This is a genomic window from Leucobacter sp. gxy201, assembly GCF_051043335.1.
GTDB lineage: Bacteria > Actinomycetota > Actinomycetes > Actinomycetales > Microbacteriaceae > Leucobacter.
The window spans coordinates 37,936-50,781 of the sequence record NZ_JAMXWS010000005.1 but is presented as its reverse complement, the minus strand read 5'-3'; the positions used below and the strand labels follow the sequence as shown (position 1 = coordinate 50,781).

11 protein-coding genes are annotated in these 12,846 nt (G+C 66.2%); 4 read left to right on the top strand and 7 right to left on the bottom strand.

The features are described from left to right. Nucleotides 1–141: 141 nt before the first annotated feature. Nucleotides 142–1,659, top strand: a complete 1,518-nt coding sequence (locus tag NHL51_RS09525; protein WP_434143255.1) for an APC family permease — start codon at nucleotides 142–144, stop codon at nucleotides 1,657–1,659. Nucleotides 1,660–1,737: 78 nt separating this feature from the next. Here NHL51_RS09525 and NHL51_RS09520 read toward each other — a convergent pair whose 3' ends face one another. The 3 genes from NHL51_RS09520 to NHL51_RS09510 form a co-directional block, all read right to left on the bottom strand. Continuing rightward, nucleotides 1,738–2,826 (bottom strand): Zn-dependent alcohol dehydrogenase, encoded by a 1,089-nt coding sequence (locus tag NHL51_RS09520; protein ID WP_434143253.1) that lies wholly within the window; start codon nucleotides 2,824–2,826, stop codon nucleotides 1,738–1,740. Between the two features lie 79 nt (nucleotides 2,827–2,905). Continuing rightward, on the bottom strand, nucleotides 2,906–3,652 hold the full coding sequence (locus NHL51_RS09515) for a gamma-glutamyl-gamma-aminobutyrate hydrolase family protein (protein ID WP_434143252.1): 747 nt from the start codon (nucleotides 3,650–3,652) through the stop codon (nucleotides 2,906–2,908). Nucleotides 3,653–3,908: 256 nt separating this feature from the next. Continuing rightward, nucleotides 3,909–5,408, bottom strand: coding sequence for a CoA-acylating methylmalonate-semialdehyde dehydrogenase (locus NHL51_RS09510; RefSeq protein ID WP_434143250.1), 1,500 nt, complete (start codon nucleotides 5,406–5,408; stop codon nucleotides 3,909–3,911). Between the two features lie 203 nt (nucleotides 5,409–5,611). Here NHL51_RS09510 and NHL51_RS09505 point away from each other — a divergent pair, with 203 nt between their 5' ends. Beyond that, on the top strand, nucleotides 5,612–6,397 hold the full coding sequence (locus NHL51_RS09505) for a FadR/GntR family transcriptional regulator (protein ID WP_434143248.1): 786 nt from the start codon (nucleotides 5,612–5,614) through the stop codon (nucleotides 6,395–6,397). Here the strand turns inward: NHL51_RS09505 and NHL51_RS09500 are convergent. Together NHL51_RS09500 and NHL51_RS09495 are read right to left on the bottom strand one after the other, a co-directional pair. Next, nucleotides 6,387–7,436 (bottom strand): nitronate monooxygenase, encoded by a 1,050-nt coding sequence (locus NHL51_RS09500; protein ID WP_434143246.1) that lies wholly within the window; start codon nucleotides 7,434–7,436, stop codon nucleotides 6,387–6,389. The two genes, NHL51_RS09505 and NHL51_RS09500, sit on opposite strands and share 11 nt — an antisense overlap. Nucleotides 7,437–7,487: 51 nt before the next feature. Next, on the bottom strand, nucleotides 7,488–8,021 hold the full coding sequence (locus NHL51_RS09495; protein ID WP_434143244.1) for a hypothetical protein: 534 nt from the start codon (nucleotides 8,019–8,021) through the stop codon (nucleotides 7,488–7,490). 389 nt (nucleotides 8,022–8,410) lie between these two features. Here NHL51_RS09495 and dacB point away from each other — a divergent pair, with 389 nt between their 5' ends. Then, nucleotides 8,411–9,856, top strand: coding sequence for a D-alanyl-D-alanine carboxypeptidase/D-alanyl-D-alanine endopeptidase (gene dacB / locus NHL51_RS09490; RefSeq protein WP_434143243.1), 1,446 nt, complete (start codon nucleotides 8,411–8,413; stop codon nucleotides 9,854–9,856). Between the two features lie 193 nt (nucleotides 9,857–10,049). On the opposite strand, the gene NHL51_RS09485 is transcribed toward dacB, so the two are convergent. Next, nucleotides 10,050–10,463: a DUF1801 domain-containing protein gene (locus tag NHL51_RS09485; protein ID WP_434143241.1), complete on the bottom strand. Its 414-nt coding sequence runs from the start codon at nucleotides 10,461–10,463 to the stop codon at nucleotides 10,050–10,052. Then, complete coding sequence (locus NHL51_RS09480) at nucleotides 10,460–10,804, bottom strand: VOC family protein (RefSeq protein WP_434143239.1); 345 nt, start codon at nucleotides 10,802–10,804, stop codon at nucleotides 10,460–10,462. Before NHL51_RS09480 ends, NHL51_RS09485 begins: the two co-directional genes overlap by 4 nt. Before the next feature lie 920 nt (nucleotides 10,805–11,724). Here NHL51_RS09480 and NHL51_RS09475 point away from each other — a divergent pair. Next, complete coding sequence (locus NHL51_RS09475) at nucleotides 11,725–12,834, top strand: fatty acid desaturase family protein (RefSeq protein WP_344819821.1); 1,110 nt, start codon at nucleotides 11,725–11,727, stop codon at nucleotides 12,832–12,834. Nucleotides 12,835–12,846: the final 12 nt, after the last annotated feature.

Below are 12,846 nucleotides of genomic sequence, written 5' to 3'. Positions count from 1 at the left end.
TCATGGCGTGGATATCCATAATATAGGACGACTTCATCGATTCCCTTGCTCTATATTCTCAGCCCAAATACGGTGGCCATAATCTGCGGAGCAGATCGCGCCCCGGCGGGGCGTTTCTCGTCTTGATCATGAGGAGTCGGAATGACTACTACGGCGGGCCAACAGGTCCAGGAGTTTCAGAAGAAGCTCGGTTTGAAGGATGTCATCGCGCAAAGCCTGTCGGTGATGGCGCCCGCAATGTCGGGGGCGTTCATCACCTATCAAGCCGCCATCAAGGCTGGAGGAGCAACGTCGCTCTCCTTCCTTCTCGGAGCGCTCGGAATGCTGTGCGTGGGATCCGTGGTCGCACTGTTCGCCAGGACCATCTCCTCCTCCGGCTCGATGTACACCTACCTCAGCAAGGGGGGCAACCGCACCACCGGCTTCGTCGGCGGCTGGGGATACGTCGCCGCCTACCTGCTCTTCGCAGGCGGCGTGCTCGCCGGTTTCGGTTTCTTCATGTCGACCCTCGTCGACCTCCTGTTCGGCGGCACGATTCCCTGGTACTGGTTCACGCTGATCGGCCTCGCCATCATCGCGCTGCTCAACTTCTTCAACGTCGCGGTATCGACGCGCAACCAGCTGATCTTCCTCCTCGTGAGCATGGTCATCATGCTCACGGTCTCGTTCATCGTGATCGCCATCGGGTCGCCCGACGCGAGCGTCGTCGACGGCGAGACTCCGATCGCATCGGCCGGAGCGCACTTCGATATGGCCGTCTTCTGGCCGCCCGCCGTCGACGTCCCCTGGATGGGCATCTTCTTCGGCATGGGCTTCGCGATGCTCTCGTTCGTCGGCTCGGAGTCTTCCGCGTCGCTCTCGGAGGAGACGAAAGACGCGAAGCGCAATATTCCGCGCGCCGTCATCGGCTCGGTGGTCATCGCCGGCATCTTCTACCTGATCGTCACCTATGCCACCGCCATCGGATTCGGCGTCGAGCAGGCCACCACCGATTGGCCGCTCGCGGCGACCGGTCTCGCGGCAGTGGCGCCGAACACTCTCAGCTCCGCGCTGGTGCTCGCCTCCGCGGCCGGGGCGAGCCTCTTCTGCGCTCTCGGCCTGCACACTGCGACTTCGCGCGTACTGTTCGCCATGGGGCGCGAGGGCGTGCTGCCGCAGGCGCTCGGCCGGCTCCACCCGCGGTGGAACACCCCGTGGAACTCGATGCTCCTGGTCATCATCCTGATCGTCCTGCTCATCGGCGGCCCGGTACTGCTGACCCCGTACGAGGTTCAGGTGGCGCTCGTGGGCGGCATCGACGATTACACGACCGGAGGCCAGTACGCGTTCTCGCTGCTGCTCGGCTACGGCACTCCCGTGGTGATCTTCGTCTACGTGATGCTCGGCATCACGGCGATCCTCCACGGCCTGCGCAACCGCTCCCCGAAGTTCGTGTGGGCGGGAGCGGCCGCTGCGCTGTTCTCGATCGTCGCGATCATCGGCGGGCTCTACTTCTCCTTCATCCCGTCGGAGCCGGGAGCCGAGATCCCCATGAGCATGCGCCTCGTACCCTGGGTCGGCATCGCGATCTTCGCCGTGGGCCTCCTGCTCGCGCTCTGGATCCGCGCCAACCGCAAGCAGGTCTGGGCCGACATGGGCCACATGTTCGACGAGCTCTAGAAGCCGCGCCCGAAGCAGTTCGCCCCCGCTGAGATTCTCAGCGGGGGCGATCTGCTTGATGCCGCAGGCGCTTGCGGCTTACGCCTCGTCGAAGACGATGAGGTCTCGCAGCGCCTCCCCCTTGCGCATGGCGTCGAAGCCGCGGTTCACGTCCTCGAGCCGCATGCGCGAGCTGACCATGCCTTCGAGATCCAGCCGGCCGTCGAGATACATCGACACGTATCGAGGCATGGCGACACGGAAGTTCTGCGCCCCCATGTAGGCGCCCTGCAGCTTGCGGTCGTCGAGCAGCAGGCGCCCCTGGACCGGGAATGTGCGGCCGGCGGGCATCAAACCGATGATGGTGGCGGTGCCGCCGACGGCCAGGCTCTCCAGCGCCGCTGTCGCGGTCGCTGCGACGCCGACGGCCTCGAGCGCATGATCCACGCCGTCCGGGAGGACTTCGCGAATCTGCTCGGCGAGATCGCCGTCTTCGGGCGCGAGCACCTGCGTCGCCCCCAGCCGCCTCGCGACACCGAGCTTCTCCGCATTGAGGTCGATCGCGATGATCTCGGAGGCGCCCGCGATGCGCGCGCCCTGGATGGCGCTGAGACCGATCCCCCCGCACCCGAGCACCGCCACGGTCTGCCCGGGCTCGACGCGGGCCTTGTTGAAGACCGCGCCGAGACCCGTCGTCACACCGCACCCGATGAGCGCGGCGAGGTCGAGCGGCATGCGGTCGTCGATGCGCACGACGGCGCTCTCATGCACAAGGAGCGTTTCCGCGAAGCTCGACACGTTCAGGAACTGGTGCATCTCCGCGCCGTCCCGATGCAGCCGCGGCGCTTCGCCAGGGCCGCGCCGGCTCTCCGTGCTCTCGCAGAGGTAGGAGCGGCCCGAGAGGCAGCGATCGCAATGCCCGCAGAATGTTGCGAGGCAGGTGATCACGTGGTCGCCGGGCGCGAAGTCCTCGACGTCGGCCCCCACTTCGACCACCACCCCCGCGGATTCATGCCCGAGCACGGAGGGCCGGGGTATTTCGAAGACGCCGTTGAGGTGATTGAGATCGCTGTGGCAGAGACCCGCCGCGGCGGTGCGGATGAGCACCTCGCGCGGACCGACACTGCCGACCTCGACATCCTGAATGATCAGGTCGCTTCGCTCGTGTTCGAGTACTGCTGCTTTCATCGGAGGTTCTCCTTCTCTGTGCGGCCGACGGCGCATCGACGTCGAGGCGCCGTCGGCGTGCGGTGGGTGTGCTGGTAGCTCAGATCTCCGCAGACGCGGTCGGGGCCTCCCCCGGTTGCTCCCGGCGCGTCTCGCAGAGCTTGACGAAGCTGCGGAAGACGCCGCCATGAGCCTTCGCTTCGGGGTGCCATTGAACCCCGATCAGGCCTCGACGCTGATCTTCGATGCCCTCGATCGTGCCGTCATCGGCATGCGCGGTGACGACGAGCCCGCGCCCGAGCTCATCGATCGCCTGGTGATGGTAGGTCGCGACATCGGCCGTTTCGTGGATGGCGCCGCGCAACCAGCTCCCCTCGACGGTGCGCACGCGATGCTCGCCGAATGCGTTTCGGGCCGGGTTGTGGATCGCGCTGCCGACGACCGCCGGAAGATGCTGGATGAGCGTGCCGCCCAGCACGACATTCAGCAGCTGCAAGCCTCGGCAGATGCCGAATACCGGCGCTCCCGCACTGATCGCCGCTTCGATGAGCGCTGCCTCCCATGCATCCCTGGCTCCGTCGAAAGGGCCTGATTCAGGCGCTACGTCGGCTCCATACCTCGCCGGATCGATGTCCGCACCCCCCGCGAGGACGAGGCCGTCGAGGCGGGATACGACGTCGGCGGCATCCTGCTCGAATCCTTGCCGCGGTTCGGTCGGCACAGGGATCAGGACGACTGTCGCCCCGGCGGACTGCAGGTGCTGCGTGTACGACAGGGACAGCAGGTGCGCCTGCCCCTCCCACACCCGCCAGCTCGCCTGCTCGAGGGGAACGGGAATGCCGATCACCGCCCGATTCCGAGTGCGATCCCCCCGTGAACCGTGGCCGCCGCCGATCGCCGGCGAGAAATTTTTGCTCATACCAAATAGTAGTCATGAGGCGATATTCAACACAATGGACTCACCATTTATTTTCGCGTCACCGCCTGCTCGACGACCGGAGTCGGCGCGTGAACGCGGCGAGCCGCGCCCCCGGGCTCCGTGATGGAGCGCTGGGAGACACGGCTCGAAGCGCGGGCCGCGCCTCCGCACGGCCCCGGACGGATCACATAGTGGGCATGACGAAGCTCGCGCCCTCCTTGATGCCCGAGGGCCAGCGGCTCGTCACCGTCTTGGTCTTCGTGTAGAAGCGGAACGCATCGGGACCATGCTGGTTGAGGTCGCCGAAGCCCGACTTCTTCCATCCCCCGAAGGTGTGGTACGCGATCGGCACGGGAATCGGCACGTTCACGCCGATCATGCCGACGTCGGCGCGGGCGCTGAAGTCGCGGGCCGTATCTCCGTCTCGCGTGAAGATCGCGACACCGTTTCCGTACATATGATCGGTGACGAGCGCGAGGGCTTCTTCGTACGTATCGGCACGGGTGATCGACAGCACCGGACCGAAGATCTCTTCGCGGTAGATCGCCATATCCGTCGTCACATGATCGAAGAGCGTCGGGCCGAGGTAGAAGCCCTGCTCATGACCCGGCACGGTGTAGCCGCGCCCGTCGGCGAGCAGAGTGGCCCCTTCGTCGACGCCGATCTGGATGTAGTTCTCGACACGGGCCTTGGCCTCCGCGGTGACGAGCGGGCCGTAATCGGACTCGGGGTCGAGTGCAGGGCCGACCTTCAACGTCCCCACCCGCTCCACGAGCTTCGCGGTGAGCGCCTCCGCCGTCTCCTCCCCCACGGGAACCGCGACGGAGATCGCCATGCAGCGCTCGCCGGCCGAACCGTACCCCGCGCCCATGAGCGCGTCCACGACCTGATCCAGGTCGGCATCGGGCATGACGACCATGTGGTTCTTCGCACCGCCGAAGCACTGGGCGCGCTTGCCGTGCCTGGCGGCCGCCTCGTAGATGTACTGAGCGATCGGCGTCGACCCGACGAAGCCGACGGCCTTGATGCGATCGTCCTCCAGAATGGCATCGACGGCGACCTTGCCGCCGTTGACGACATTGCACACACCGGCCGGCAATCCCGCCTCGATGAGCAGCTCGCCGAGGCGCAGCGGTACGGAAGGGTCGCGTTCAGACGGCTTCAGGATGACCGCGTTGCCCGCCGCGAGCGCCGGGCCGAGCTTCCACAGCGGAATCATCGCCGGGAAATTGAACGGGGTGATGCCGGCGACGACCCCCAGGGGCTGACGCATCGAGAAGACATCGATGCCCGTCCCCGCCGAGGTCGAGTACTCGCCCTTCAGGTGATGCGGTGCGCCGAGCGCGAACTCGATGACGTCGAGCCCGCGCTGAATATCGCCCTTCGCATCTTCGAAGGTCTTGCCGTGCTCGCTCGAAAGCACGCGGGCGAGCTCGTCGCGCTCCTGCTGCACCAGGGAGATGAACTTCATCAGCACCCGGATACGTCGTTGCGGGTTGGTCGCCGCCCAGGCCGGCTGCGCCGCCTCGGCGACCCGGATCGCCTCCGCAACCTCTTCCCTGCTGGCTATCGGAAGCTTCGCCTGGACCTCGCCGGTGCTCGGGTTGAAGACATCGGCGAACTCGCCCGATGTTCCCTCCCGGTGCTCTCCTCCGATGAAGTGCGTCAGAGTACGAATGGTCATAGTATTTGTTCCTCTCAAGCTCAATACGCGCCGTTATGCCACCTTGCATAGGTCACGATCACCATCATGCTTATCTTGAGCAAGAAAATCAATGGCATTACCAAATAGGGTTCGATCGATTCCCCGCCCCTGCGGATGTCGCAGCGTTCCTGTACTGATTCGCCGTATGCTTGCGGCAGAGATCGATTCCGAGGAGACGTCCGTTGGCAGAGCTTCAGCACACCCCCACCGACACCGCTTCGCCGCCGCGATCGCACCGACCCGAGTTCGATTTCGACATGATCTCCGGTCTCGGTCAGGGCACTCCCCTGGCCAACCCGTTCGAACAGGTCATGGCGCACCTCGTTTCGCGGATGCACACGGGCGAACTTCCCTTCGGCACGCGCCTCCCGCCCGAACGCGAACTCAGCGACTACTTCGAGGTGAGCCGTGTCACCCTGCGGGCGGTCATCCGCACCCTGCAGCAATCGGGCTACCTGAGAACGCTGCGCGGCCGCAGCGGCGGCAGCACGGTGATCTGGCAGGGCGAGGGCGATGAGGGCGCGCAGAAGCCTGCGCGGTTGAGCTCCGCGATGCAGGCCCGGCTGCTCGACAGCCTGGCGTTCCGATCGATTCTCGAGCCGGGCGCTGCCGAGCTCGCTGCAACGCAGCAGCTGACCGCGGAGCAGGAGCAGGAATTACTGCGTTTACTCGAGGAAGTGACCGCCGCCGGCATGAATGCGCGCATTCCCGATGCCGAACTGCACGGGTACATCGGTCAGCTGAGCGGCTGCAAGGCGCTCTCCGAGTCGATCGACAATCTGCAGCTGCTGCTCAACGAACAGCTCATGCAGGTGCTGCCCGAGATCGGCCCCGCCATGGATCATTCGAACGAGCAGCACGAACGGATCGTCAAGGCGATTCTCCGATCCGACCCGGCCGCCGCTCGCACCATCATGCACGAGCACGTCGAGGCGACCCGCGGCCTCATCGTCGGGTTCATCCGCTGACGGCGAGCCCCTCGGCGAGCCACTCGAAGACGGCGGCGGCCGGCCCCTCGGGGGCCGCCCGGTGCCCGGTACCGGCCCAGGCGTGCACCCGTTCGGTATCACCCGCGCGTGCCGCGGCCTGACGCAGTTCGCGGGTCAGGTGATGCACCTCCGGATACCCGGTCGGCGCCTCCGCGTCGTGCCGGTCGATGAATCCGCAGTGCAGCGCCCGCGCGGGGCGGCCGGTGAAGGCGCGCGTCAGCACGGTGCCGTGGTCCGCCGAGTCGGGACGTGTCCGGGCCGCATCGAGCGCTGCCCGGTGCGCCCTCGAGGTGCCGGCCTCGTCGGTGCGCAGCAGCAGCGTGCCGACCGCGACCGCCGAGGCGCCTGCAGCGAGCAGTTCGGCGACGGCGTCCGGGCCGTCCACTCCCCCGGCCGCGATGCGGGGCAGCGGGCACGCAGCACTGACCAGCCGCACCAGCTCCGCGGTCTCGAGGGGCGTCGGAGTGCGCACCGGGTCGTGCACGGCGCTGTGGCCGCCCGCTCGCGGGCCCTGCACCGTCAACCCGTCGACTCCGAGCCGCTCGGCGGCGATCGCCTCCGGGACGCTCGTCACGGTGGCGAGCACACGCGACCCCGCGCGCTGCAGCGCTTCGACGTCGGCCCGGGGCGGCAACCCGAAGGTCAACGAGACGACCGGCACCGGCTCGCGTACGAGCAGGTCGATCTTGCCGGCCCAGGCGTCGTCGCCGCCGTGCGGTTCGGGGTCGAGCTCGAGCCCGTAGCCGTCGGCCTCGGGCTGCAGTCGGTGCGCGTACGCGGCGAACGACTTCCGATCGACCCGCCGCGTCGGCGGCACGAAGAGGTTCACGCCGAACGGCGCACTCAGCCCCCGCATGCGATCGATCTCTGCGGCGAGCGCCTCGACGGTCTTGTTGCCGCCCGCGATGAATGCGAAGGCGCCCGCTTCGATTGCTGCGGTCGCGAGGACGACGGTGGTGGGGCCGCCGGCCATGGGCGCGGCCACGAGCGGATGGCGGGTATCGAAGAGGTCTCCCATGCTTCGACCCTACTCCGGGCTTCGGACGCATGAGGCGCCGGGCCGGCCGCCTCAGTCGTCGTGGTCGGTCTCGATGTGCGCGATCTCCCGGTGCCCGTTGTGCAGCACGAAGATCTTCAGCCGGCCTCCGGAGTCGTGCAGTACCGCCTGCAGCGCGCCCTCGGTGCTGCCGGTCTCGCGGGCGAAGGCGTCGGCGATGAGCTGCGCGTAGGGGGCCGTGCGGCTGTCGCGCTGCCACAGCTCCGAGCGCGCGAGCGACTGCGCGACCGCTTCGATGGTGCCGGCGTCGAGCGCCTGCCCGGCGGCGGCCTCGACCTGCGTGCGGTCGAGCAGGTACACCGATTTGATCGCGTCCTCGTAAGCGACGGTCACGAGATCCGCGGCGGGTGATCCCTGTTCGCCCTCGGAGCTCTCGGGGGCCGCGTCCTCGTTCAGTGCGCCCGCCTGCCCGTTCGCCGGCGTCTCCACGGCGGGAGGGGTCTGCTCGACCGTCTCTCCCGCTGAACCGCAGGCGCTGGTGGCAGCCACCGCCGCGAGCGCCAGGGCGGCGATGATGCTGTTCGTTCTCCTCGATGTCTTCTCCATAGCCCGTCCAGGCTAGCCGCCGCCTGCACCGGCAGGCTGAAGACGCGTTACGGTTGTGCACCCGGCCAGGTCCGATGACCGGTTCCGGAAGCGCTCCATGGACCTGGCGCGCTCGCCCCTTCCGGGAGAACTCGGCCGGTGCTACTGTCGCGAATACATAGGGGCATCGCACCGAACGCATATGTTCCGGAAAGGACGCCATGCTCGCTAACAGGCATCGCGCGCTGGGCATATCGCTGACGTTCGTCGCTCGTACTCGGTTGCACCGCGCCACGACCGCCGCCGCTGCGGCCGTCCTCGTACTGGGCGGCGCCGCCGCGTGTTCGCCGAACGAGGGTGGAGTGGAGCCGATCCGAAATCTGGCCGATATGCCGGGAGAAGCCGCGAGAGTGATCGACGAGCCCGCCTATGCGCACGCACGATGGTCGATCTCGGCGCTCGATCTGTCGACGGGCGAGACCCTCATCGATATCGACGGCGAGAAGATGGCCGAGCCGGCGTCGTTCACGAAGACCTACACGATGGGCGCCGCCTGGCTGCGCTGGGGCCCCGACCACGTTGTCGAGACGCCGGTGAAGGCGCAGGGCGACGTCATCGACGGGGTGCTCGACGGAGATCTCGTGCTCGTCGGCATGGGCGACCTCACTCTCGGAGGTCGCACGGGGGCCGACGGCACCGTCGACTTCGAGAATTTCGACCACAACGACGCGAACGCCATACCCGGTGCGACGCTCACTGCAGAGGATCCGCTCGCCGGGCTGAACGACCTCGCGGCCCAGGTGAAGGCGTCGGGCATCGATCGCGTGACCGGCGACATCGTGGTCGACGACCGCCTGTTCCACGGCGAGCTCGAGGGGCAGCCGATTTCCCCCATCATCGTCAACCAGAACCTCATCGACGTGCTCGTCACTCCCGGCGGTGCGGGCGAGCCGGCACGGGTCGAGATGCGCCCCGAGGTCGCGCCCTGGCAGGTGACGAGCACGGTGCAGACGGTCGCGGCGGGCGAGAAGACGAGCTCGGGCGTGTCGAACCCGCGAATCGTCTCGAACGGCGAGATCTCGATCGACGGGTCGATCGCCGCAGGCAGCGTCCCCGTGCTCAAGGTCGTCGCATTCGATGACCCCGCGACCTTCGCGCGCACCGCCTTCATCGAGGCGCTCGACCGCGCGGGAGTCGCGACGAGCGCACCGCCGACGCGCATCAATGCGACCTCGGGGCTTGCCGCTCCCGACGCGGTCGCCGCCCTGCCCACGGTCGCCGCGCTCGAGTCGCTGCCGCTCGCCGAGCAGGCGACCTATGTGCTGAAGGTGAGCTACAACCGCGGTGCGCAGACCACCGTATGCCTCTTCGCCGTCGAAGCGGGGTCCGACGACTGCGCCGACGGCCTGGCCGAGATGGGCCGCACGCTCGCCGACGCCGGGCTCGATACGACCGGTATCTCGCTGATCGACGGGTCGGGCCTCGCAGGCAACCTCGTCACTGCCGAGAACAGCGTGGAGCTGCAGCGGATCATGTTCGCACGGCCCGACGCCGAAGCGTGGATGCGCACGTTGCCCGTGCTCGGGGTCGACGGCTCACTCGCGGAGGTGCAGGTCGGCAGCCCGGCAGCGGGCCTCGTGCACGCCAAGACCGGCACCCTCGTCGGCGGCGATCAGCTCAACGGGCGGTTCCGCCTCGAAACGAAGGCGCTCGGCGGTGCAATGCGCACCGCCTCCGGGCGCGATGTCGCATTCATGATCATGCTGAATAACGGCTTCACCGCGGATATCGACGGTGTGCTGCAGGCGAACGACGATGTCGGCGCGGTCGCCGCGGCCATTCAGCAGGCCTACTGAGCCGCGGCATCACGAGCGGGAACGCGGGCTCCGCGATCGCGATGATGAACGCGAGCAGCGCATCGATCCCTGCAACGGCGGGCATACCGATCAGCGCTGCCGACCGTGTGCGTACCAGTACATGATGAGGGTGCCGCGCGCCGATGCACACCGATGCAGCGGGCATCAGGCGCATCCGATCGGGGCGTCGGGTTCAGAAGCCCGTGGCGGTACTGGAAGCCCTGCGGCCGGGTGCGCGTTGGCGGGATGCCGAGAACGCCTCCCGGGCGAGGGCGAGATAGTCCGCGACATGCTGAGATTCGATCTCGGCGACGCTGTTCACACGAACGTGCTTGCGACCCGATCTGCCGCCCCTGCCTTCAAGATGACCGTAGACGTCTTCGATATGCGCGCCACCGTTGATCTCGACGGAGACATGATTCTTGTAGGCGTATATCCCCGCGAAGGGCGACGATTCGAGGGTGTAGTGCAGGCCGCCGTACTTGAAGTGTTCATCAGCGTCGGGAAACCCGCGTGTGATCAATCCACGAAGCCGAGTGACGATCTCGTAGCGCCCGTCTGCCTGCTCCTCGAGAGCCGCGAGAAAGCCATCGATCCCGTCGATCATGCCTCGACCGGCACCCAGACCGATAGCTCGTTTCCGCCCGGCTCACGGAACTGGAAGCGTCGGCCACCGGGAAAATCGAAGGGTTCTACGGTGATGCTCCCACCAGCGGCGATGACGGCGGAACGCGCCTCATCAAGGTCGGCGACCTGGAAGATCGCCAATGGCGGCGGCGCAGCTTCTCCCGAAGTCGTCTCGAACGCCACCGTGAAGCCGTCTCCGGCGTGAACATCCACATAGGAGTCGCCGTAGCACGTGTTCTCGTACTGGAACGCCTCAGCCATGAACGCAGCCGAGGCTGCCGCGTCGGATGAATACAACTCTACGGTGGTGAACTTCGCCATGTCTTCGAGAATAGTCGCACCGGACCGACACCGACAGGCTCCGCAGCAGGCCGTCCGCGGCGATCCTCGCCAGCGATCCCGGTCCCAGAACGAAAAAACCTTGCCCGCGGGATCGCGGGCAAGGTTCGAACATTTCTGATTACGTGGAAGCAATGGAGCGTTGCGGGAACAGGCGACCTCGGGTCGAGAGGCTGGTTTCCGCGTGGAATCAAGGGGTTTGCGCGGATGCAGAGTCCGACGGCGAGGCCGACGACCCGTTGATCGGCGTGTCGGCGGAACCAAAGAAACGACCTCGAACACGCCTGACCGACGAGGAAGTGGACGCTATGCGAACAGCCCGCGCACAGGGCATCAGCGTGAAGGCCGTGGCTCGTCAGTTCGGGGTGCACCGGGGCACGGTGTGGGCGAAGACGCGGTGATGAACCCGACGGCGACGCGGGAGTTGAACTGACCTCGACCCCCTCGCGCCGCGAATCTCGGTAGGCCGTTCTGCTGCATGAAATCAACGATCTACGACGTGTGGCATGTGGATAACTCCACGGCGATACTCCGAAATACAGAGTGCTTAGCACTTTCGTTAGCACTTTTCGCGGCTCAGACGATACTGAGCCTGGTCCAGTTCGGAGGCTGAGACGAGACCCGCACCGGCCAGTAACGATTGTGGCTGAACACGGAAGACAACCATCTGGTCAAGGTCTGTGCGTCTGGCAATAGTCCAACGTGTTCTCCACCCAGCCCTCGGCGACGATCCTGGTGCATGCCTTCACCTATGGCAGGAACGGACTTCGACATCGTGATTCGCGGCGGCGTACAGGGGAACACCGGGTTGGCGAACTATCGTCAGAGTAGCGATCGGCAAATGCCGTAGCTCCACAAGGGCCTCGCCTCAGAAGTGCTCGTGATGGAAGCAGGTACCGCCCATGTCGGTAACAAAGATACAAGAACTCAACGGTCTCGGCCCCGTACGCGCGACTCGCGCCCGTGCCGGGGATTTTCCGCCGATAGCGAAGGCTTATACGCGGGTCTCGCAGCAGGTGAGGGATGCGGGTCTCCTGCGTCGGGCGCCCTGGTTCTACGTTCTGGTCGGACTGGTTCTCGTGGTCGCTCTCGGCGGCACGATAGCCGGATTCGTTCTGCTGGGAGAGAGCTGGTTCCAGCTCATCATCGCGGGAGCTCTGGGTATCGTCTTCACGCAGATCGCGTTTCTCGCCCACGAAGCGGCGCACCGGCAGATCCTCTCCCTCGGTCCGGCAAACGATCGTCTTGCGCGCGTCCTCGCCGGGGCCATCGGAATGAGCTACTCCTGGTGGGACTCCAAGCATAGCCGCCACCACTCCAACCCGAACCGAGTGGGCAAGGATCCCGATATCCAGGTCGATACCATCTCGTTCCTCGAAGAAGACGCGGTCCAGGCGAGAGGATTGCGGCGCGCTATCACGAAGCGACAAGGCTGGTTCTTCTTCCCTCTGCTCACATTAGAGGGGCTGAACCTCCACTTCCACAGCCTCCGCCACCTTCTGAGCAGGGAACCGGTAAAAGGGCGCTGGATCGAGCTTGCCATCATCGCCGCGCGGTTCGCCCTCCTGATCACCCCGCTCTTCCTCTTGCTTCCTATAGGTATGGCTTTCGCGTTCCTGGGGATTCAAGTCGCGGTCTTCGGCGTGTATATGGGAGCCTCTTTCGCCCCCAATCACAAAGGGATGCCGGTGATCGCTCACGACGCGAAGCTCGACTTCTTCACGAAGCAGGTGCGTACCTCGCGGAACATTCGGGGTGGGTGGTGGGCGACTTCGCTCATGGGCGGCCTCAACTACCAGGTCGAACATCACCTGTTCCCGAGCATGTCCCGCCCGTTTCTTTCGCGCGCGCGGCGTATCGTCCGCGAACACTGCCGGGAACTGGGCGTCCCGTACACCGAGACATCACTGGGTCGTTCTTACGCGATCGTCATTGACTACCTGAACCGTGTCGGTCTCTCGGCTCGTGATCCGTTCGAGTGTCCCATCAATGCCCGGTATCGCCGAGTGTGACTATCCAACCCG

Bases quoted from the DNA above. Each gene is read 5' to 3' on its own strand.
- NHL51_RS09525 (WP_434143255.1), top strand. From the start codon at position 142: ATGACTACTACGGCGGGCCAACAGGTCCAGGAGTTTCAGAAGAAGCTC.
- NHL51_RS09520 (WP_434143253.1), bottom strand. From the start codon at position 2,826: ATGAAAGCAGCAGTACTCGAACACGAGCGAAGCGACCTGATCATTCAG.
- NHL51_RS09510 (WP_434143250.1), bottom strand. From the start codon at position 5,408: ATGACCATTCGTACTCTGACGCACTTCATCGGAGGAGAGCACCGGGAG.
- NHL51_RS09500 (WP_434143246.1), bottom strand. From the start codon at position 7,436: ATGGGAGACCTCTTCGATACCCGCCATCCGCTCGTGGCCGCGCCCATG.
- NHL51_RS09495 (WP_434143244.1), bottom strand. From the start codon at position 8,021: ATGGAGAAGACATCGAGGAGAACGAACAGCATCATCGCCGCCCTGGCG.
- NHL51_RS09485 (WP_434143241.1), bottom strand. From the start codon at position 10,463: ATGATCGACGGGATCGATGGCTTTCTCGCGGCTCTCGAGGAGCAGGCA.
- NHL51_RS09480 (WP_434143239.1), bottom strand. From the start codon at position 10,804: ATGGCGAAGTTCACCACCGTAGAGTTGTATTCATCCGACGCGGCAGCC.
- NHL51_RS09475 (WP_344819821.1), top strand. From the start codon at position 11,725: ATGTCGGTAACAAAGATACAAGAACTCAACGGTCTCGGCCCCGTACGC.